Below are 20,091 nucleotides of genomic sequence, written 5' to 3' on the forward strand. Positions count from 1 at the left end.
TCGATGTCCAGATGGACTTCTGTGAAAGTTATTATCGGCCTTTGGTTATCAGGTCGAGCCTGGATTACGCATGGCGCAGGCTAAAGGTATTTCCGTAGCCAACCTGTGGAAAGCTCCATCGCCGCCCCCAAGGCGCGCTTTGAAAGGCTTCCCTCATCGACAGATTGAGCCGTAAAAACAGGCACATCGCGGAGAATGCTTCCATTCAGCTCAAGCTGAAGAACGCCGACTTGCTGATCGTCGGCAACGGGGGCATCAAGTGGGCCCTTATAGACGATACGCGCTTTAAGCCTATCGCGACCATTCTTCGGCAGCAACAACTCGACACGGTCCTTGACCTTCAGCGGCACATGCGCGAGCGCACCTCCGAAAACCTGCGCTTCACCAATAATTTCGTTTGGGGGATACAGCAGCACATCGTCAAATGCCGTCATCCCCCATTGCAGGAGCCGCTTTGCTTCCTCCTCACGCTCCTTGACGCTGGAAAGGCCGCTCATCGCCAGATAGAGCCTGCGGCCATTCTGCTCAGCAGACCCAACGAGTGCAAAGCCGGATGCCTCCGTAAATCCTGTACCCATGCCGTCAGCTCCCACATCAAGCCGCAGCAATGGATTGCGGTTGCGTTGCATGATGTTGTTCCAGGTGAAAGCTGGTTGAGCATAATATTTATAGTATTCCGGATGAGCGGTCCGGATATGCTGCGCCAATCTGACCAGGTCCTGGAGAGAAACCGTCTGCCCTTCAGCAGGTAACCCTGTGGAGTTGACGAATCTGGAGGCGGCCAAGCCAAGCTCCCGCGCCCGGTCGTTCATCCGCTCTGCAAAAGCGCGTTCGCTGCCTGCCAGCCCTTCCGCCAGCACGATGGCCCCATCATTCGCCGCCTGAACGATCATTCCCTGCAACAGATCAGCAACCGTCGGCGACGATTTGATGCGCGCAAACATCGTAGACGTTCCTGAAGGAGCGCCGCCCGTTCTCCAGGCGTTCTCGCTGACGGGATAAGCAGTATCGAGTGTGGTAAGTCCCTTTTCGAGAGCTTCAAATACCACTTCAGCCGTCATCAGCTTGGCCAGGGAAGCGGGAGGAATCGGTACATTGGCATTCTTGGAGAGGAGCACCGTTCCGCTCCGGTCATCTAGGAGCAACACCTGCGGCGCTTTCGTAACGAATGCTGCGTCAACAGGGGCTGGCGAACAAATAGCTGGCACCAAAACCGCCACCGAAATGCCAGCGGCAGCGGCACGGACGAATACCAGTGTTTTTGATAACAGCCCCATGCGAACCCCGTTACGTGAGCAATGTTAGAGCTTACGCAACGAATCTGACCAAAATCAATATGGCAGCTCTTATCACCGCATCGTGAGCTCAATCGAGGCGAACGACAAACGCATTCACTGCACCAGCCTTCCAGGCCGCGCGCAACAGAGCATCGTTTCCACCCTTCGTCGCCACCGCCGTCAACTCAAAGGTTGCGCCGGTTTCGGTCGGAAGCTTGGTCAGTGTGAATCTGGTCGAGCGAGGCAGCGATGACTGAATCTGTTTTGCCTCTTCCAGCGTTTCGAAAGTACCAAGCTCGACATATTCTCCATGTTCTTCAGCCAGGCGACGCTTCCACGCGCTTGAGATCGCATCCTTGGACAAGATGCTGCCATACGCACGCTCCTCAGCATAAGCAGCCACAGCAAGCCGATCGGTGGCATAACCGGCAAGACCGCTCACACCGGCAGCATTCGCCACGCCGAAGCTGGTTGCCGGACGATGCGATGGCACAGGAACGTTTGCTGGCAGCAACGGAGCTGCCCCACCAGACGGATCGCCATAGGCAGGATCGACCGCAAAAGGTGAATTTTCAGGTATAGGCGCAGAGGCCGGAACCGCTTCCATCACAGGCATCGGAACACGAGACTTCGGCGAGGTAGGCGTCGGTCCGTTCATCGCCATCATGACGCCGGTTGCCGGCTGGCCGATCGCATCACCACCTCCGGGACGGTAAGAGGCCATCAGGAATGCGTCGTCGTTCCCGTCGAGAGGCGCTCTTCCAACATACTCGACCTTCACATTCGCGGTACCGTGGTGCTGGTAATCGAGCATTTCGGCAGCTTTCTGGGAAAGATCGATGACGCGGTCGAATTCATACGGACCGCGATCATTTACGCGCACGATGACCGAGTTGCCATTGGCAAGATTGGTGACGCGAGCATAACTGGGCAATGGCATAGTTGGATGCGCGGCGGTCAGGTGCGCCATGTCGTAAACTTCACCGTTCGCCGTCAGGCGGCCATGAAAAGCTTCACCATACCAGGAGGCATGGCCAACTTTGACATAGTTCTTGTCTTCCTTGGGATAGTACCAGCGTCCCTTAACCTTGTACGGCTGACCCGTCTGATCTCGTCCGCCGCCACGCGGCAAGGGCTTTCCTTTTGCAAAAGCCACGCGGGGACTGGACTTCACACCGTATTTGGACTCGGCGAAATATTCCTTGGATCGCTTGCTCTTCGATTTCGGCTGCGGCGCCGATGCGCAGCCCGCCAAGGCGACAGCAATAGCCATGAATGACAATAAGGCGACTGAACTGCGCTTGTCTCGCAGCTTAGCCGTCTTTCCGTTGACCGAATGTTTCAGCCCTCGTTTCGAATCCATACGCCACACGCCCGTTACTCAACAAACGCAACCGGAAACGCTGGTTGCGCCTTTTTAGATTTTAGTGATGTCACCGATTCATTGACGGATCATTAAAGTTTTCGGAATTCTGCCAATTTGAGTCGCGTTGCCCTCTACTCAACTCCGCCGCACCACGTTCGTCCTGCCCGATGGAACAATCGTTCATCAGAAACGTTGAATTTTCAACAGGAAGGAGAAAACAAATGTTCAGAGCAATGATCCTTTGGCTGATGGGCGTCCCGCTCATTCTCGTGCTGCTTATCTGGTATTTTTTCTTTTGACGGTGGAACGTTCGACCCTTTGAACCGTTATTCCTACGGCTCAAATGACCTCCGAGCCAGTCACCTAACGTCATGGATTAGGCCCGTCTCGAAAGGCGGGCCCTTTTTTTCGCGCAATCGCGTTACGGCCTCGCCGTGGGATCGGGCATATAGACTTGTATTGCCTTGCGCAGCAGGCGGAAATGGGCGGGCGTCCATGTCGACAACTCCCCGTCAGTATTGACGGCGCGAGGTTTCTTGGTGCGGACAATCACCTCCGTTGTCGGAAAGGCCCGTACATCATCCCATTTCGAATGCGTACCACGACGGAGGCTTGGCAGAAGACGCAACAGCTTCCACCAGTGATCGACTTCCAGGCTGTAGAAATCGAGTTTACCGTCATCCACAGTGGCATCCTTCTCCACGGCCATGCCGCCGCCGTAGAATTTTCCATTCCCCACAGAGACCTGCAACGTACGGATTTTTTCCGTCATGCCGTCATGTTCCAGATAGGCCGTAAATAGCTCCGAACGCATGAGAATCCGTGCCGCGACAATCGCGTAGCCGAGTTTACCCCATTTCTTCTTCGCCGCGGAACTCAGCTGCTGTGCCAGTTCGGCGCTGAAACCTATGCTCGCGACGTTGAAGTAAAGATGACCGTTCACCTCGCCAAGATCGATGGGGCGCGCCTCATAAGAAGCAATGCGCCGCGCCGCCTCAACCGGATCGGCAGGAATGCCGACGGTCCGGGCAAAATCGTTTGCGGTTCCAAGTGGCAGAATTGCGAGCGGCAGTCCCGTTTCCATCAATCCTCTGGCCGCAGCATTCAACGATCCGTCGCCACCACCAACGATGACGAGATCGCAATCTCTTTCCCCAAGGATCACATCGGAAATCGTCTCGTCATCTTGCGGGCTTCGCTCGACGAGTTGGAGCCCGCCGTGCTCCAACGCGGAACGAATGTCCGCACCGTATCCCCTGCCATTTCGGGCATGTGGATTTACTATAAGCAGTGCCCGCCGCATTGTGGTCTTGCCCATGGATTTCCTGTCATCTGCAACAGCCTGCAATCTGGCTGCATGGTTGAGAGCGCCATTTGCAGATGGCCCCTCGAACTCGGATATCAATGGGACAGGTCATGAAAGATTTGTCACGGCGCTGTAGTGTTTCGTGAGGCGATGAGATCAATTGGAATGAACAAGCCAAGGCTGTCGACAAAACAGTTTGACGAGCCCAGAAAGAGAACATAGGTTGTCAAAACCAACTGTAAATCGTTCTGAAGTGACCTTCTCAGATTTGTCGCTAATTTATTGAAATGTATTACAGTTTGCGGGTATGATGTAATGGTAGCCTGTCAGCTTCCCAAGCTGAACGCGCGGGTTCGATTCCCGCTACCCGCTCCAGCCGGCCCCACTCAAAAGCGAAAGTCTACCGGACATTTTCTCCGGTCTTGGGATCGACTTTGACCTCCACCTTGGCGCCAGCCTTGGTGACATACTCGATCTCATAATATCCGCGGTCGTTCCAGTCGACTTCATCGATAAAAGCCGTATCCGCCTTCTGTTCGATTTTTGCGATTATCTCCGAAAGCTTGGAGCCTTCCGGTGGCGGTGCGGCATAAGCGGCAGCGGCGGATAAACCAATAAACAAGGTCGTAGCGGCAAGACGCATGATCTTCTCCTTTATCTACCGTAAAGGATAGGGGTTCAGGCGCCGTCTTCAAGCCCAACAGACAATTACTTGATGATAGGGCTGATCGAACCGGTGAAGGTTTGATCGATCATGGCAGAGAGTTTCGGCTCTGCTCCGGATAAAATCACAACGATGGCAAGCATCAATATCAACGGTGCGGCAAGAATGCCGCTCCTTACAGCCGGTTCAAGAATACGCCGGGTTCTGTTGTGTCGTATTGATTGCCGATTTCTCATACAACCGACAGTAGCTGAACAGACTTAACCGCCCGTTAAATAACGTAGTTAATGGGTTTTCAGCACCTGATTGTCGCTAATTTCCCTTGTTTCCGCGATATATATTCACACCGAGTTCACGAATTTTCTTGCGCAGCGTATTACGGTTCAGCCCCAGAAGATCGGCCGCCTTGATCTGATTTCCCCGTGTCGCCGTAAGGCACGCCAGGATCAGGGGATATTCCAGTTCTGCCAGAACCCTGTGATAGAGGCCCGGCGGTGGCAAATCCGAACCGAACGACGCAAAATAGCGCTGCATGTTCTGCTCGACCGCCTGTGAAATGGAGATATTTTCGATATCTCCGGCGCCTGCTGGAACCACATCCGGTTTGGTAAGCTCGGCCCGCAACTCCGTTTCGATAATTTCGGGTGAAATTTCTTCTTGCGGATAAAGTGCCGCAAGTCTTCGCACGAGATTTTCAAGCTCGCGGACATTGCCCGGCCATGGATAGCGGCGCATCATTTCCAAACCGGCAGTGCTGATGCGTTTCTCCGGCAGTCCTTCTTCAGCAGCCCGCTTGAAAAAATGGCGCACGAGATCGGCTACGTCCTCGCTGCGCTCGCGAAGTGGCGGCAGACGCAGAGGTACGACATTCAGCCGGTAATAGAGATCCTCGCGAAACAGTCCTTGCGCGATCAGCTGCCGCAAATCCTTGTTGGTTGCAGCAACGATACGCACATCTGTCCTGATCGGCGTGCGTCCGCCGACTGTCATATACTCGCCCTGTTGCAGCACACGCAGAAGACGGGTTTGCGCTTCCATTGGCATATCGCCAATCTCATCAAGAAACAGCGTGCCGCCATTTGCCTGCTCGAAGCGGCCGCTCGAGCGGTTTTGTGCTCCGGTGAAAGCGCCCTTCTCATGACCGAACAGTTCAGACTCGATCAGATCGCGCGGGATTGCCGCCATATTGATCGCAACAAAGGGTCCTTTTCGGCGACGCCCGTATTCATGAAGGGCGCGCGCAACCAGTTCCTTGCCCGTACCGGATTCACCTGTCACCATGACGGTCAAATCCGTCTGCATCATGCGCGCCAGCAAACGGTAGATTTCCTGCATCGCAGGCGAGCGGCCAACCAGCGGCATGTTGTCTGCCTGCTCGTCGGAAAGGGCTGCGGCGGGCTTGTTCTTGGGCTCCGACAGCGCTCGACCGGCTATATTGATGAGCTCCGTGAGATCGAATGGCTTCGGCAGATATTCGTACGCTCCCGCCTCGGATGCCCGGATTGCCGTCATGAATGTGTTCTGCGCACTCATGACGACGACCGGAAGGTCCGGGCGCATCTTCTTGACGCGCGGGAGAAGGTCGAAGGCGTTTTCGTCGGGCATATTGACGTCGGTAATGACCAGATCGCCGTCACCTGCCGCCACCCACCGCCAGAGCGAAGCAGCATTGGAAGTCACGCGTACATCGTAGCCTGCACGCGACAAGGCCTGGTTCAGCACTGTCCGAATGGCGGCATCGTCATCCGCCACCAATATGGTTCCAGACGGACGTCCTGCGATCATGCGTTATCTCCAGTATTTCCAGACGTATTTTTCCATGCAGGCATCAAAACCCGAAAAGTCGTGCGCGAAGGATGGCTGTCGCATTCGATGATGCCGCCATGATCACCAATGATCTTCGCGACCAGCGCCAGGCCGAGCCCGGAACCGTTAGTCTTCGTCGTCACGAAGGGATCGAACAGATGCGGGAGCATGTCCTGCGGCACTCCCGGCCCATTATCATGCACGCAGAACTCGAGAGGCAGCGCCACCCTGTCCCGCGCGCCCGGGACCTGGAGGCGAATGCCAGGACGATAGGCCGTGGACAGAACAATCTCGCCGCCCTCACGCTCACCGATGGCTTCCGAGGCATTCTTAAGCAAATTGAGAAAAACCTGCACGAGTTGGTCACGATTGGCGAAGACCGGCGGGAGCGACGGATCATAATCTTCCACGAAACGAATCTTCCGCGCGAACCCGTTCTTCGCAATTGCCTTCACATGATCCAGAACCGCATGAATATTGACCGCAGAGCGCTCGATAGGACGTTCATCCGAGAAAACTTCCATGCGGTCGACAAGTGAGACTATCCGATCCGTTTCGTCAGTAATAAGCCGCGCAAGGGCGCGGTCCTCGTCACTGACAACCTGCTCCAGCAATTGCGCCGCGCCACGGATACCAGAAAGCGGGTTCTTGATTTCATGGGCCAACATCGATGCAAGCCCGGTCACCGACCGTGCAGCGCCGCGATGCGTCATCTGCCGATCGATCTTTTCGGCCATCGTCTTTTCCTTGAAGAGGATGACCACCGCTCCCGGCAGTTCTGCGACGGGCGCCACGTAAATATCAACGATACGTTCGGCCCCAAGACGCGGCGACGAGACATCCACGCGATATTCATTCACCGGCATCTGGCTGGTGCGAACCTGATCGACCAGCGCCAGAAGCGGACTGCCGAAAGGCAGAAAGGATTCCAGTCGGTTGCGCGCCAGAATAGACGAGCCGGAACGAAAGAATTGTTCCGCATCCAGATTGGCATAGGCGATATAATTCTCGGCGCTGACCATGATGACCGGCTGGCTGATGGCATCGAGCACGACGGAAGGAATGCCGTTCGCTTCTGTTCTTTCGCGCATCAGGCAACCTCTTTGAGCGCGACTTCCGGAACTTCGCGCGTGAAGATGCGGCGCAAAGCATCGATAACGGCTTGCCGGTCGGTTTGAGTCATAACATCCGCTTTCTCGGCAGGCATACATGCCGCACCCGCATGACGATCAAGATACCAGCCAAGATGTTTACGGGAATGACGGACACCCGTCGTGCTTCCATAGTGGTCGAGCATATCTTCGTAATGCTTTATAATATATTCGAGAACTTCACTTCGCGACTTTGGGGCAAAATCACTTCCTGCGATTGCGCCGGCCAACCACGGCTGGCCATAAGAAGCACGTCCCACCATCACGGCGTCCGCCCCGGAACGGCGCAGAATTTCCTCGGCATCCTCCCGACACGCCACATCCCCGTTGGCGACTAACGGAATCTTGACCGCATCGCGAACGGCGCGAATTGCATCCCAGTCCGCCTTGCCTTCATAAAACTGGCAACGGGTCCGCCCATGCACAGTCACCATGGCGATACCGGCGCTTTCCGCCCGCCTTGCGAGTTCAGGCGCATTGATGCTCTTCTCATCCCATCCCAGCCGCATCTTGAGCGTAACCGGAACGTTGACCGCATTAACGGTGGCCTCCACAAGCGTCATTGCGTGATCAAGATCGCGCATCAATGCAGACCCGGAATAACCGCCCGTCACTTTCTTGGCTGGACAGCCCATATTGATATCGATGATATCAGCACCTTCTCCTTCGGCGATCCTGGCCGCTTCGCCCATCCAATGGGCTTCACGTCCCGCGAGTTGCACAACGTGTGTTCCAAGCCCTTCTCCGGAAAGGCGCAGAAGACTTTCCCTGTGGCGGTTGCACAGTTCGGCGCTGGCGACCATTTCAGACACCACCATGCCCGCGCCAGCCTCTGCGGCACGCCTGCGGAAAGGAAGGTCCGAAACGCCCGACATAGGCGCGAGAAAGACGCGGTTGGCAAGCGCCACACCGCCGATGTTCAAAGGTTGATCGAGAAAACTCACCAATAATGCCTATTTGATGTGCATAGTGCGATTAGCACATACATTAATCAGTCTCACTTTTCAACGCAAGGAAAAGCGCGCGCAAGATTACGATAAATCAATTGTCGTCTGGCATTTATCCGCGCAAGGCATTATTCGGCTTGGGAACACAACCCTTGGCAGAGGCGACAACCATTACAAAGATTGCAGCAGTCATTGTGGCAGCTGGCCGCGGAGAGCGAGCCGGGCAGAGTGTCGAGGGGCCGAAACAGTACCGGCGCATCGGCGGCGAAGCCGTGCTTGCCCGTACTTTGCGCGTCTTTATCGACTGCCCGCTGGTTGATAGTATCGCTGTTGTGATTCATCCTGACGATCATGCGCTTTATGAACGCGCCCTTCCGGAAAACAGAAGCAATATTCTGGTTGTGAACGGCGGCCCCACCCGGCAGGAATCCACTCGTCTTGGTCTCCGTGCGTTGCAAGACTCTGCGCCGCAATATGTCATGATCCATGATGGCGTGAGGCCGTTCGTCGGTCAGGACTTGCTGAAGCGTATCGTTGAAAACCTTGCGCCGGATGAAGGCGTTCTGCCCGCATTGGCTGTCTCCGACACGCTCAAGCAGTCGTCCACGGACGGAACCGTAAAAACGACTGTGCCCCGCGCCGGTCTTTTTGCGGCGCAGACACCACAAGCGTTTCCCTACGCGCCGATCCTAAACGCGCATGAAAAGGCCTTCGCAATCAATCGTTCTGATTTCACGGATGATGCCGCCATTGCCGAATGGCAGGGCATTGCTGTTCGCATCATCGAAGGATCGGCAGACAATACAAAGCTTACCTGGGCAAAGGATATTGAAATGGCTGACAAGCGCCTGCGGCAAGACCACGTTTCGTTTCCCGACATTCGCACCGGCAATGGCTACGACGTTCATTCTTTTGAACCCGGCGATCATGTGACGCTGTGCGGTGTGAAAATCCCCCATGAAGCAAAACTCAACGGCCATTCAGATGCCGATGTCGGACTTCATGCGCTGACCGACGCCCTGCTTGCAACACGGGGAGCCGGCGATATCGGCACGCATTTCCCTCCTTCCGATCCGCAATGGAAAGGTGCGGCTTCCCGTATATTTGTCGAACATGCCGCCAATATCGTGCGTGAAGCAGGCGGTCGTATCGCCAATGTCGATGTGACCTTTATCAGCGAAGCACCAAAGATCGGCCCGCATCGCATAGCAATGACAGAAGCGCTTTGCGACATGCTGGGCATTGCAGCGGACCGCGTTTCCGTCAAAGCCACGACCAATGAAAAGCTGGGCTTCGTGGGACGTCGTGAGGGTATCGCAGCAATCGCAACGGCAACCGTCATCTATCCCGGCGAGGTTCCCGAATGAGCGCACTCATCGCAGAAGAAAAAGCCATTGTCGTGCTGGAGGCATGCCGCAACGCCGGTGCAATGATCGCAACGGCTGAATCCTGCACAGGTGGGTTGATAGCCGGAGCCTTGACCGATATCGCCGGGTCATCCGATGTCGTGGATCGCGGTTTTGTCACCTATTCCAATGAAGCAAAAGCCGAAATGATCGAAGTTCCGATGGAATTGATCAATCGCTTTGGCGCGGTTTCGAAAGAAGTAGCACTTTCCATGGCTGAAGGAGCACTTGCGCGGTCCCGCGCCGGTGTAACTGTGGCTGTTACCGGAGTTGCCGGACCTGGTGGGGGCTCCGATGAAAAGCCTGTGGGCCTTGTTCACATCGCCTCGGCGCGAAAAGGCTACACGACGCTTCACCGCGAATGCCGTTTCGGTCAAAAAACCAGAGCTGACATCCGCCACGCAACGGTTCTTGCTGCATTGGACCTCGTTCTGGAAAACCTTCGACAGCCCTGAGACGTACACTTTTATCTGCCGCGCCCTACCTTTGTCTTTGGTCAAGATAAGGAGAACATGGCGATGCGTTTCGACGGAAAGGTGGCAATCGTTACCGGTGGGGCAAGCGGCATTGGTGAAGCAACCGCTCGAGCTTTCATTCGCGAGGGAGCGAATGTCGTCATCGCCGATTATTCTGATCACGGCCAGCAGTTGGCAAATGAGCTTGCAGGCGGCAGCGAGCGGGCATTATTCGTCAAGACCGATGTGGCCGACACGAAAGCCGTGCAGGCGCTGATTGCTAAAACCGTCGAAACCTATGGGCGCCTCGACATCATGTTCGCCAATGCAGGCATCGCCGCAGATGGCCCGATTGATGAACTGGACGAAACTGCATGGCAGAAAACCATCGATATCAATCTTACCGGCGTCTATCTTTGCGATAAATACGCCATCGACCAGATGCGTTCGCAAGGCGGCGGTGTGATCGTGAATTGCGGGTCCATCCATAGTCATGTCGGAAAATCTGGTGTCACGGCTTATGCGGCAGCAAAGGGAGGTGTGAAACTCCTGACGCAGACGCTCGCAATTGACTATGGAGCGCAGAACATTCGGGTAAATGCAGTCTGCCCCGGCTATATCGACACACCGCTGCTCAAGGATATACCCGAAGACAAGAAAGAGGCTCTGGTAGCCTTGCATCCAATTGGCCGGCTCGGACGCGCCGAGGAAGTTGCCAGCGTCGTGCTCTTCCTGGCGAGCGACGAGGCTTCCTTCGTCACCGGTGCGTCCATATTGGTCGATGGCGGTTATACGGCGCAATAAACAGAGCTCCGAAAATCTGGGCTACATTCAGGCCGTTCCGTAAATCTGATCGGCCCGTTTCTCGAAAGCTTCGGAAAACTTCTTGAAAGCTAGATCGAACATGGTTCCCATGAGAAGACCAAGCGTCCGGCTCTTGAACTCGTAATCGATGAAGAACTCGACATCACATTCGCCGCCATCACCCACGGGTTTAAAGGTCCAGCGATTGTCGAGATAGCGAAACGGCCCGTCGAGATACTTAACATCAATGACATTATCCTCAGGCTTCAGCAGAACCTGGCTGGTAAATGTCTCGCGTATGAGCTTGTAACCAACCGTCATGTCGGCAATGAGAAGGGCCTTGCCGTCACGCTCCTTGCGGGAGCGAACCGACAAAGCCTCGCACATTGGCAGAAATTCCGGATATTTCTCCACATCCGCTACGAGCCCGAACATCTGCTCTGCCCGGTGATGCACCCGCCTGACGGTTGTGAACTGCGGCATGTCTGATCTAGGCCCTGGCTGCGATCTGCGCCTCGCGGGCTGCCCTCAGCTTGGCAAAATCATCGCCAGCATGATGCGACGAGCGGGTCAACGGGCTGGATGCGACCAACAGGAAGCCCTTCGTCCGGCCAATCGTTTCGAACGACTTGAATTCATCAGGGGTCACGAAGCGAATGACAGGATGATGCTTGCGGGTCGGCTGAAGGTACTGACCGATGGTCATGAAGTCCACATCAGCCGAACGAAGATCATCCATCAGCTGAAGGATTTCATTCCGCTCTTCGCCAAGGCCAACCATAATGCCGGACTTGGTGAAAATGGTTGGATCGAGCTCCTTGACGCGCTGCAGGAGGCGGATCGAATGGAAGTACCGGGCGCCGGGACGAACCTTGAGATACTTCGAAGGAACGGTTTCCAGATTGTGGTTGAACACGTCCGGACGTGCCTTAACGACGATTTCAAGAGCGCCTTCCTTGCGCAGGAAATCCGGCGTCAGGATTTCGATCGTGGTCGCAGGCGTGGCTTCGCGGATAGCCTGAATAACCTCCGCAAAATGCTGGGCACCACCGTCGGCAAGATCGTCGCGATCCACCGAAGTGATGACCACATGCGTCAGGCCCATCTGCTTGACGGCCTTCGCGACATTTTCCGGTTCATTCGGATCAAGTGCGGTTGGAATGCCGGTCGAGACATTGCAGAATGCGCAGGCGCGTGTGCAAATCTCGCCCATGATCATGAAGGTGGCGTGCTTCTTTTCCCAGCACTCGCCGATATTCGGACAACCAGCCTCCTCACAAACCGTAACCAGCTTGTTCGAGCGAACGATATCGCGCGTTTCGCTATAGCCACGCGAGACAGGAGCCTTGACGCGGATCCAGTCCGGCTTCTTCAGGACAACATTGTCCGGACGATGCGCCTTTTCTGGATGCCGTTCGCGCTTGCCTTGGTTCACCAGATCGAGAACTGTAACCATGCTTTCCCTGCCTATCCGGGCCATTTTCAAGAATGGACCTGAAATGCTTTCAAAATTGGGCTTGGGTCCTAATCCCTGCCCTCTACCCTGTCAACTTGAGCGATTTGCTACTCATCGCCGCGTTGCCAGTCCGAGAGCGCGGAAGACCAACGCCCATATGAGGCCAAATACCAAACCAGCAGTCCCCAGCGCTAAGGTGAGCATCCACACGCCATACCAGCCGGCCAAGGCCATTCCGTTGATCGATATGGTGTTCCCGCCAAGAACACTCAAGGTGCCGGTTGCAAACCCCAGCACCAGTCCTCCAACGGTGCACCATTTGATAGTGGGCCAGGCGGCACGCCGCCAAGGCCCTCCGTTTTCGATCAGCGGAATGAGCGTCTCTCCATCTTATGCATTCAGCACGCGACCATAAGCGTCCAGAACGCTTTCCTTCATCATTTCCGAAAGCGTCGGATGCGGGAAGACCGAATGCATCAGTTCTTCCTCAGTTGTTTCAAGGTTCATGGCGATCACGAACCCCTGGATGAGTTCGGTCACTTCCGCTCCGACCATATGGGCGCCGAGCAGCTGTCCCGTCTTCTTGTCAAAGACGGTCTTGACCAGTCCCTGGTCTTCACCAAGCGCAATCGCCTTGCCGTTTGCGGCAAAGGAATAGCGGCCGACGCGAATATCGTAACCCTTTTCCTTGGCCTTTGCTTCGGTCAGACCAACCGACGCAACCTGCGGATTACAATAGGTGCAGCCCGGAATCATGTTCTTTTCGAGCGGATGCACATTCGGAAGACCGGCAATCTTCTCGATACAGATAACTCCTTCATGCTCAGCTTTGTGTGCAAGCATAGGCGGGCCGGCAACGTCGCCGATAGCATAGATGCCCGCAACATTGGTCTTGCCATAACCGTCGATGACAACGCATCCACGGTCGGTTTTTACGCCGAGAGCTTCGAGGCCGAGGTTTTCAATATTCCCTTGAACACCAACAGCCGAAATCATGCGGTCAACGGTTAGCGACTGCGTCTTGCCGTCCTTGGTCTCGATGTGAGCGGTCACATTATTTGCGCCCTTCTCCACCTTTGTAACCTTGGCATCGGTAATGATCTTCAGGCCGCGCTTTTCAAGCTGCTTGCGAGCGAGTGCGGAAATTTCCGCATCCTCAACAGGCATGATCTGCGGCATCAACTCCACGACCGTCACGTCGACGCCCATGTCGTTGTAGAAAGAGGCAAACTCGATGCCGATTGCACCCGAGCCCATCACAAGCATGGATTTCGGCAGTTCCTGCGGAACCATTGCCTCGAAATAGGTCCAGATCAGCTTGCCGTCCGGCTCGATGCCCGGCAGAGAACGCGGACGCGCGCCGGTGGCGACGATGACATGCTTCGCCTTGTAGCTGCCCTCGCCCAGAACGCCCTTGGGAACGGGGTTCTGCGGCTGCATCGGCTGCTTTGACGACTTCCCGACCGAAATCTCGACCGGATTGCTGCCCGAAGCAGCGTTTACCAGCTTTGCCTCACCCCAGATCACATCAATCTTGTTCTTCTTCATCAAGAACCCGACGCCGCCGTTAAGCCGGGCCGAAACACCGCGCGAGCGCTGTACGACAGCCTTCACATCAGGTGTGATCGTACCATCCAACTTGAGGCCGTAATCCTTGGCATGTTCGCCAAAATGCAGGATTTCCGCCGAGCGCAACAGTGCCTTGGTAGGAATACAGCCCCAGTTGAGGCAAATGCCGCCCAGATGTTCGCGCTCGACGATAGCCGTCTTGAGGCCAAGCTGCGCAGCGCGGATTGCGGTTACATAACCACCCGGGCCCGAGCCGATAACAATAACGTCGTAAATGTCGGCCATATTGTCCTGCCTTTGCTCAGTGCACTTCTCGGGTGAGCAGCACCCAGTCGTGTCTTTTGTCCTGCCCAATGCGTTCTATCGCTTCGAGCCGCTCAATTTCCTTGAAACCATGGGCGCCGTAAAGGGAGAGCGCCACATCGTTGTGGCTTTCGGTTATCAGACTGATTCCCGGATTACCGTTCCGGCGTGCCAGTTCGATTTCATTGGCGACAAGGGCGCGGCCAATTCCTTTGCCGCGAAACTCCCGATAAACGCCAACGCTGTCTATGAAACGGTTGCCTATCACCGTGCGCTGCAGGTCGATCAGCTGATCGAGAACCGGATGCTGCGGCGGGGTGTCGTTCAAACTGTTATCGAGTGTGAAGCCGATCGAAAGTCCGGCAATGTCGCCTGCCCATTCGGCAATCGTAGTGCTCTGCCAGCCTTCGGTCCCGTCAGCGCGCATATACTGCCGCCCCCGTTCCATGGCCGTTTCAGTCCGTCCATCGAGAACGGCCCCGTACCAGAGCCATGACGCAAAACCGTGCGAAGAGATATCGACAAGAATGGCGATCTCTGCGGCTTCACGGCGTTGAGCCGGGCGTAGGTTCAGTTGTCCAGCCATTAAAAAACCTCAGGCGTCGAGTTCATTGGAACGCGACGCCCTTGAAGTTGATCGATCAGACCAGCATACCCATCGGGTTTTCGATGTGGCGCTTGAAGGCCTGTGCAAGTTCCGCAGCCAGCGCCCCGTCGACAGCACGGTGGTCGGTTGAAAGGGTTACGGACATAACCGTCGCAACCTTGATTTCACCGTTCTTGACCACTGCACGCTGTTCACCGGCACCGATTGCGAAAATGGTCGCATGCGGCGGATTGATGATAGCGGCAAAGTCCTTCACACCGAACATGCCGAGGTTGGAAACGGAGGTCGAACCGCCCTGATATTCCTCAGGCTTAAGCTTGCGGTCACGCGCGCGCTTGGCAAGATCCTTCATCTCATTCGAGATGGCGGAAAGAGTCTTCGATTCCGACTGACGCACGATTGGCGTAATCAGACCACCCGGGATCGACACGGCAACACCGACATCCGCACGCTTATGCTTCACCATGCCGCCTTCAGTCCAGGAGACATTGGCTTCAGGAATGTCACGCAGCGCAAGAGCAACAGCCTTGATCACCAAATCGTTGACGGAAAGCTTGTAGGCGGGAACCTCGCCCTTCTCGGTCTTGATCATCGGTGCAGCGGCATTGATCTGCGAACGCAGAGCCAGAAGCGCATCCAGTTCACAATCGATCGTCAGATAGAAATGCGGAACAGTCTGCTTCGATTCCACCAGACGACGTGCAATCGTCTTGCGCATGCCGTCGTGCGGAACAATTTCGTAGGTGCCTTCCTCAAAAAGCTTGAGAACGGCATCGTCAGACATCGGCTTCGGAGCGGCAGGGGAGACAGCTTCGGCCTTCGGCGCAGCGGCCTTTACGCCACCCGACGCGAGGGCAGCTTCCACATCCCGCTGGACGACACGTCCATGCGGACCGGTGCCCTTCACAGCAGTAATATCGACACCGGATTCCTTGGCAATGCGGCGCGCGAGCGGTGACGCAAACACCCGGTCACCCTTGTTCGCAGCAGCGGGCTGCTCTGCCCTGGCTGGTGCAGTGGCTGCCACAGGAGCGGCAGTTGGCTTTGGCTCTTCCTTCGGAGTTTCGGCCTTTGCTTCAGCCTTAGGGGCAGAAGCTGCACCTTTGGCCGCAGCAGCCACGTCCTCGCCTTCCTCGGCGAGGATGGCGATCAACGCATTGACCTTGACGCCTTCGGAACCCGCGGGAACGACGATCTTGGCAATCGTGCCTTCATCCACGGCTTCCACTTCCATCGTGGCCTTGTCGGTCTCGATTTCAGCGATGACATCGCCAGGAGCGATCTTGTCGCCTTCCTTGACCAGCCATTTCGACAAATTGCCTTCTTCCATCGTCGGAGAAAGCGCTGGCATGGTGATATTGATCGGCATGTCCAGACCCTTTCTGTTTAAGCGGTATAGGTAACGGATTTCACCGCTTCGACCACTTCGGCGACAGTCGGCAGCGCCAGCTTTTCCAGATTTGCCGCGTAAGGCATCGGAACATCCTTACCGGCAATGGTCAGGATCGGCGCATCGAGATAATCGAAAGCCTGCTGCATGACGCGGGTAGCAATTTCCGTACCCACCGACGACTGCGGGAAACCTTCTTCCACTGTCACCAGTCGGCCAGTCTTCTTGACCGATTCGATGACTGTCGGAATGTCCATCGGACGGATCGTGCGCAGATCGATGATCTCGACATCGATGCCCTGCTCGGCCAGCTCTTCTGCTGCCTTGACAGCATAAGTCATGCCGATACCGAACGAAACGATGGTCGCGTCCTTGCCCTGCTTGTGAATCCGGGCCTTGCCGATCGGCAGAACGAAATCATCAAGCTTCGGCACATCGAAATGGTGACCGTAAAGGATTTCATTTTCGAGGAAGATCACTGGATTCGGATCGCGGATAGCTGCCTTCAGCAAGCCCTTGGCGTCAGCAGCCGTGTACGGCATGACGACCTTCAGACCGGGAATATGGCTGTACCAGGCAGCGTAGCACTGCGAGTGTTGGGCAGCAACGCGAGCAGCCGCACCGGATGGACCGCGGAAGACCATCGGAGCGCCCATCTGCCCGCCAGACATATAAAGCGTCTTGGCAGCGGAGTTCACGATCTGGTCAATTGCCTGCATGGCAAAATTGAAAGTCATGAATTCAACGATCGGGCGCAGTCCTGCGAAAGCCGCACCAACACCAACGCCGGCAAAACCATGCTCGGTAATCGGGGTATCGACGACACGCTTGGGACCGAACTCATCGAGAAGGCCCTGCGTTACCTTGTAAGCGCCCTGATATTCTGCAACTTCTTCACCCATCACGAAAACGTTCGGGTCACGGCGCATTTCTTCAGCCATCGCATCGCGAAGCGCTTCACGAACCGTGGTGGAGACCATTTCGGTTCCAGCCGGAATGTCTGGATCGGACGCCACTTCGAGCGCGGGAGCCTTCGGCGCAGCCGGAACAGCGTCGGCCTTCTTTTCTTCGGCCTTGGGTTCTTCCTTGGCTTCGGCCTTCGGCGCTTCAGCCTTGGCGGCAGGAGCAGCACCGATATCGGAAGCGCTTTCCCCGTCACCGAGAAGCACGGCAATCGGCGTATTGACCTTCACGCCTTCCGTGCCTTCATCGACAAGGATCTTGCCGATCGTGCCTTCATCGACAGCTTCGACTTCCATCGTCGCCTTGTCGGTTTCAATTTCAGCGATCACATCGCCGGACGTAACCTTGTCGCCTTCTTTCTTCAGCCACTTGGAGAGCTTGCCCTCTTCCATGGTTGGGGAAAGTGCGGGCATGAGAATTTCTACGGGCATGGCAACACCTTCCTGGAATTAGAGCAGAATATCCGTGTAGAGCTCGGATGCATCCGGCTCCGGATCGTTTTGAGCGAAATCGGCAGAATCGGCGACAATGTCGCGAACTTCCTTGTCGATTTCCTTCAGCTCTTCCTCGGTTGCCCAACCCTTCTCGATCACACGCTGCTTGACCTGCTCGATCGGATCGTGTTCGGAGCGCATCTTCTGCACTTCCTCCTTCGAGCGATACTTGGCAGGGTCCGACATCGAGTGACCGCGATAGCGATAGGTCTGCATGTCGAGAATGATCGGCCCCTTGCCGGAACGCGTCCATTCTACAGCCAGGTCGGCAGCAGCCTTGACTGCACGAACATCCATACCGTCGACCTGGATGCCCGGAATATTGAAAGAGAGACCGCGCTTCGAGAAATCGGTTTCAGCGGACGAGCGCGAAACCGATGTACCCATGGCGTAGCGGTTGTTCTCGATGATGTAGACCACCGGCAGCTTCCACAGCGATGCCATGTTGAAGCTTTCGTAGACCTGCCCCTGATTGGAAGCGCCGTCACCGAAATAGGTCAGCGTGACATTGTCGTTGTCGCGGTAACGATTCGCGAAAGCCAGACCCGTGCCGAGCGAAACCTGCGCGCCGACGATACCGTGACCACCGTAGAAATGCTTCTCTTTGGAGAACATGTGCATGGAGCCGCCCTTGCCCTTGGAAAGGCCACTGCGGCGTCCGGTCAGTTCGGCCATGACGCCACGTGCGCTCATGCCCGCTGCAAGCATATGGCCATGATCGCGATAGGCGGTGATAACCTGATCACCTTCCTTCAGCGCCATCTGCATTCCAACCACCACGGCCTCCTGGCCGATGTAGAGATGGCAGAAACCGCCAATGAAGCCCATGCCGTAAAGCTGGCCGGCCTTTTCTTCGAAACGCCGGATCAACAGCATTTCGCGATAAGCGTCCAGCTCCTGCTTCTTGTCGAAGTTCGCAGGTGCAGGTGCCTTGGGTGCAGTTACAGAAGACGCCTGCGCTTTGTTAGCAGGCGCCTTTTTAGCCCTCGGTGCCATTTCTCGCTCCCTAAATTGTCGTTCTATTGTGACGTTATACGGGCGCACCACAAGATACAATATGCGCCCAGAGCATAGCTGCTATGTCGCCAAACCGTTAAAAACATATCACAAAAAGACAATTAACCGGATTTCAGTTAATTCGATCGATCTTCCCGGGAAGTGATAATTGTCACTTCATCGGGATGGGAGAGATTAAGCGCCCTGCGGGCCTGCTCGTCAAGCATATCCTTTTCGATGGAACCGTCACGTAAAAGTGTGACTCGCTTTTCAAGCGCGCTGCGATCGGCAGTTACCTGTTCGAGCTGCTTGGCCAGAAGGCTTTTCTGCTCTTCCAGCTGGATACGGGAATAAAGACCAAATTCGCCATGATAGGCGTGAAAGCCAAAATAGCTCAGAAACGCAGCCGTCAGGATAGGCAATACAAAACGCCCACGGATCGATTTACGCTTCTGCTTGGTCCACATTTCGGCTTCCTTCCCGGATATTCGGAGCCACGGCGAATCCTGCGAAAGGCAGCATTCCGAATTCCACCATCAAGCATTATTTTGCTTAACAGAGATTTACCAAGGACCCTCGCTACGGCCAGTGGGGCAGCGTTTTTGTTGTATGCTCAAAAAGCGGAAAGACGCGGAGCGGCCAGAATAGGAAAGCGGCTCGCCGTCAGAATAAGCCGCTTCCTCGTTTGCATAGAAAGTCTTTAATCTGATCAGACATCAACGATGGTGGAAAAGCCGCCAAATATCATGCGCTTGCCATCAAATGGCATCTGGTCGCCCATTGCTTTCATGCGCGGGTCACTCATCATCTTGCTGTTTGCAGCATCCCGCGTTGCCTTGTCGGGATATTCGAACCAGGAGAACACAACCTCCTCGTCGGCTTCAGCCTTAACAGCACGTCGAAAATCGGTGACCTTGCCATCCGGCACATCATCTCCCCATGCTTCGACCATGCGCGTCACGCCGAATTCCTTGAACAACACAGCCGCTTCGGCGGCATGTTTGCGATAGAGTTCCTTGTTCGCCTTGGGGACCGCGACAACAAATCCTTCAATATAAGCCATCTTCTCTCTCCCGTTGCTAGCTCCGCCCACGGCTCGGTTACCAGAATTGCAAGCCGTTCCCTCATCAG

19 protein-coding genes and 1 tRNA gene are annotated in these 20,091 nt (G+C 55.7%); 4 read left to right on the forward strand and 16 right to left on the reverse strand.

The window, feature by feature from the left end:
* Window positions 1-80: 80 nt before the first annotated feature.
* The 3 genes from OINT_RS06145 to OINT_RS06155 form a co-directional block, all read right to left on the reverse strand.
* Complete coding sequence (locus tag OINT_RS06145) at window positions 81-1,277, reverse strand: D-alanyl-D-alanine carboxypeptidase family protein (RefSeq protein WP_006466903.1); 1,197 nt, start codon at window positions 1,275-1,277, stop codon at window positions 81-83.
* A gap of 88 nt (window positions 1,278-1,365) precedes the next feature.
* A complete protein-coding gene (locus OINT_RS06150; RefSeq protein ID WP_006470525.1) occupies window positions 1,366-2,640 on the reverse strand; it encodes a septal ring lytic transglycosylase RlpA family protein in 1,275 nt (424 codons plus the stop codon).
* 424 nt (window positions 2,641-3,064) lie between these two features.
* The gene (locus tag OINT_RS06155) at window positions 3,065-3,961 is read right to left on the reverse strand and encodes a lipid kinase (RefSeq protein WP_006470526.1); all 897 of its coding nucleotides are present in this window, start codon (window positions 3,959-3,961) and stop codon (window positions 3,065-3,067) included.
* Between the two features lie 289 nt (window positions 3,962-4,250).
* Between OINT_RS06155 and OINT_RS06160 the strand changes: the two genes are divergently transcribed.
* Window positions 4,251-4,324: transfer RNA gene (locus OINT_RS06160), tRNA-Gly, on the forward strand.
* Between the two features lie 25 nt (window positions 4,325-4,349).
* Here OINT_RS06160 and OINT_RS06165 read toward each other — a convergent pair.
* The 4 genes from OINT_RS06165 to dusB form a co-directional block, all read right to left on the reverse strand.
* A complete protein-coding gene (locus OINT_RS06165) occupies window positions 4,350-4,592 on the reverse strand; it encodes a PepSY domain-containing protein (RefSeq protein WP_006466907.1) in 243 nt (80 codons plus the stop codon).
* A 333-nt stretch (window positions 4,593-4,925) separates the two neighbouring features.
* Window positions 4,926-6,398 carry a nitrogen regulation protein NR(I) gene (gene ntrC / locus OINT_RS06175; RefSeq protein ID WP_006466909.1) on the reverse strand — a complete coding sequence of 491 codons (1,473 nt, stop codon included), beginning with the start codon at window positions 6,396-6,398 and terminating at the stop codon, window positions 4,926-4,928.
* Window positions 6,395-7,510 carry a two-component system sensor histidine kinase NtrB gene (locus OINT_RS06180; protein ID WP_006466910.1) on the reverse strand — a complete coding sequence of 372 codons (1,116 nt, stop codon included), beginning with the start codon at window positions 7,508-7,510 and terminating at the stop codon, window positions 6,395-6,397. Before OINT_RS06180 ends, ntrC begins: the two co-directional genes overlap by 4 nt.
* Window positions 7,510-8,514 (reverse strand): tRNA dihydrouridine synthase DusB, encoded by a 1,005-nt coding sequence (dusB, locus tag OINT_RS06185; protein WP_172491096.1) that lies wholly within the window; start codon window positions 8,512-8,514, stop codon window positions 7,510-7,512. The genes OINT_RS06180 and dusB overlap by 1 nt, the downstream gene beginning before the upstream one ends.
* Before the next feature lie 140 nt (window positions 8,515-8,654).
* Here dusB and OINT_RS06190 point away from each other — a divergent pair, with 140 nt between their 5' ends.
* The 3 genes from OINT_RS06190 to OINT_RS06200 all read left to right on the forward strand — a co-directional run bounded on the left by OINT_RS06190 (window position 8,655) and on the right by OINT_RS06200 (window position 11,182).
* Window positions 8,655-9,884: a bifunctional 2-C-methyl-D-erythritol 4-phosphate cytidylyltransferase/2-C-methyl-D-erythritol 2,4-cyclodiphosphate synthase gene (locus OINT_RS06190; protein WP_050791014.1), complete on the forward strand. Its 1,230-nt coding sequence runs from the start codon at window positions 8,655-8,657 to the stop codon at window positions 9,882-9,884.
* Window positions 9,881-10,378, forward strand: coding sequence for a CinA family protein (locus OINT_RS06195; protein ID WP_006466913.1), 498 nt, complete (start codon window positions 9,881-9,883; stop codon window positions 10,376-10,378). The genes OINT_RS06190 and OINT_RS06195 overlap by 4 nt, the downstream gene beginning before the upstream one ends.
* A 63-nt stretch (window positions 10,379-10,441) precedes the next feature.
* On the forward strand, window positions 10,442-11,182 hold the full coding sequence (locus tag OINT_RS06200) for an SDR family NAD(P)-dependent oxidoreductase (RefSeq protein ID WP_006470528.1): 741 nt from the start codon (window positions 10,442-10,444) through the stop codon (window positions 11,180-11,182).
* A gap of 27 nt (window positions 11,183-11,209) precedes the next feature.
* Here the strand turns inward: OINT_RS06200 and OINT_RS06205 are convergent, their stop codons facing one another.
* From OINT_RS06205 to OINT_RS06250, 9 genes are all read right to left on the reverse strand, one after another.
* The gene (locus OINT_RS06205) at window positions 11,210-11,665 is read right to left on the reverse strand and encodes a type II toxin-antitoxin system RatA family toxin (RefSeq protein ID WP_006466915.1); all 456 of its coding nucleotides are present in this window, start codon (window positions 11,663-11,665) and stop codon (window positions 11,210-11,212) included.
* 7 nt (window positions 11,666-11,672) lie between these two features.
* Window positions 11,673-12,638 carry a lipoyl synthase gene (gene lipA, locus OINT_RS06210; protein ID WP_006470529.1) on the reverse strand — a complete coding sequence of 322 codons (966 nt, stop codon included), beginning with the start codon at window positions 12,636-12,638 and terminating at the stop codon, window positions 11,673-11,675.
* 390 nt (window positions 12,639-13,028) lie between these two features.
* A complete protein-coding gene (gene lpdA, locus OINT_RS06220) occupies window positions 13,029-14,492 on the reverse strand; it encodes a dihydrolipoyl dehydrogenase (protein WP_006470531.1) in 1,464 nt (487 codons plus the stop codon).
* A 16-nt stretch (window positions 14,493-14,508) separates the two neighbouring features.
* A complete protein-coding gene (locus tag OINT_RS06225; protein WP_006470532.1) occupies window positions 14,509-15,096 on the reverse strand; it encodes a GNAT family N-acetyltransferase in 588 nt (195 codons plus the stop codon).
* A gap of 55 nt (window positions 15,097-15,151) precedes the next feature.
* Window positions 15,152-16,486: a pyruvate dehydrogenase complex dihydrolipoamide acetyltransferase gene (locus OINT_RS06230; RefSeq protein WP_006466919.1), complete on the reverse strand. Its 1,335-nt coding sequence runs from the start codon at window positions 16,484-16,486 to the stop codon at window positions 15,152-15,154.
* 17 nt (window positions 16,487-16,503) lie between these two features.
* Window positions 16,504-17,901, reverse strand: coding sequence for a pyruvate dehydrogenase complex E1 component subunit beta (locus OINT_RS06235; RefSeq protein ID WP_006466920.1), 1,398 nt, complete (start codon window positions 17,899-17,901; stop codon window positions 16,504-16,506).
* An 18-nt stretch (window positions 17,902-17,919) separates the two neighbouring features.
* On the reverse strand, window positions 17,920-18,960 hold the full coding sequence (gene pdhA, locus OINT_RS06240; RefSeq protein ID WP_006470533.1) for a pyruvate dehydrogenase (acetyl-transferring) E1 component subunit alpha: 1,041 nt from the start codon (window positions 18,958-18,960) through the stop codon (window positions 17,920-17,922).
* A gap of 137 nt (window positions 18,961-19,097) precedes the next feature.
* Window positions 19,098-19,427 carry an FtsB family cell division protein gene (locus tag OINT_RS06245; protein ID WP_006466922.1) on the reverse strand — a complete coding sequence of 110 codons (330 nt, stop codon included), beginning with the start codon at window positions 19,425-19,427 and terminating at the stop codon, window positions 19,098-19,100.
* Window positions 19,428-19,669: 242 nt separating this feature from the next.
* Window positions 19,670-20,023, reverse strand: a complete 354-nt coding sequence (locus OINT_RS06250) for a DUF1428 domain-containing protein (RefSeq protein WP_006470534.1) — start codon at window positions 20,021-20,023, stop codon at window positions 19,670-19,672.
* Between the last annotated feature and the right edge of the window lie 68 nt (window positions 20,024-20,091).

Origin of the sequence: Brucella intermedia LMG 3301 (genome assembly GCF_000182645.1) — a bacterium.
In the GTDB taxonomy this organism is placed as follows: Bacteria; Pseudomonadota; Alphaproteobacteria; order Rhizobiales; family Rhizobiaceae; genus Brucella; species Brucella intermedia.

Bases quoted from the DNA above. Each gene is read 5' to 3' on its own strand.
- OINT_RS06145 (WP_006466903.1), bottom strand. From the start codon at position 1,277: ATGGGGCTGTTATCAAAAACACTGGTATTCGTCCGTGCCGCTGCCGCT.
- OINT_RS06150 (WP_006470525.1), bottom strand. From the start codon at position 2,640: ATGGATTCGAAACGAGGGCTGAAACATTCGGTCAACGGAAAGACGGCT.
- OINT_RS06155 (WP_006470526.1), bottom strand. From the start codon at position 3,961: ATGGGCAAGACCACAATGCGGCGGGCACTGCTTATAGTAAATCCACAT.
- OINT_RS06165 (WP_006466907.1), bottom strand. From the start codon at position 4,592: ATGCGTCTTGCCGCTACGACCTTGTTTATTGGTTTATCCGCCGCTGCC.
- ntrC (WP_006466909.1), bottom strand. From the start codon at position 6,398: ATGATCGCAGGACGTCCGTCTGGAACCATATTGGTGGCGGATGACGAT.
- OINT_RS06180 (WP_006466910.1), bottom strand. From the start codon at position 7,510: ATGCGCGAAAGAACAGAAGCGAACGGCATTCCTTCCGTCGTGCTCGAT.
- OINT_RS06195 (WP_006466913.1), top strand. From the start codon at position 9,881: ATGAGCGCACTCATCGCAGAAGAAAAAGCCATTGTCGTGCTGGAGGCA.
- OINT_RS06200 (WP_006470528.1), top strand. From the start codon at position 10,442: ATGCGTTTCGACGGAAAGGTGGCAATCGTTACCGGTGGGGCAAGCGGC.
- OINT_RS06205 (WP_006466915.1), bottom strand. From the start codon at position 11,665: ATGCCGCAGTTCACAACCGTCAGGCGGGTGCATCACCGGGCAGAGCAG.
- lipA (WP_006470529.1), bottom strand. From the start codon at position 12,638: ATGGTTACAGTTCTCGATCTGGTGAACCAAGGCAAGCGCGAACGGCAT.
- lpdA (WP_006470531.1), bottom strand. From the start codon at position 14,492: ATGGCCGACATTTACGACGTTATTGTTATCGGCTCGGGCCCGGGTGGT.
- OINT_RS06225 (WP_006470532.1), bottom strand. From the start codon at position 15,096: ATGGCTGGACAACTGAACCTACGCCCGGCTCAACGCCGTGAAGCCGCA.
- OINT_RS06230 (WP_006466919.1), bottom strand. From the start codon at position 16,486: ATGCCGATCAATATCACCATGCCAGCGCTTTCTCCGACGATGGAAGAA.
- OINT_RS06235 (WP_006466920.1), bottom strand. From the start codon at position 17,901: ATGCCCGTAGAAATTCTCATGCCCGCACTTTCCCCAACCATGGAAGAG.
- pdhA (WP_006470533.1), bottom strand. From the start codon at position 18,960: ATGGCACCGAGGGCTAAAAAGGCGCCTGCTAACAAAGCGCAGGCGTCT.
- OINT_RS06245 (WP_006466922.1), bottom strand. From the start codon at position 19,427: ATGTGGACCAAGCAGAAGCGTAAATCGATCCGTGGGCGTTTTGTATTG.
- OINT_RS06250 (WP_006470534.1), bottom strand. From the start codon at position 20,023: ATGGCTTATATTGAAGGATTTGTTGTCGCGGTCCCCAAGGCGAACAAG.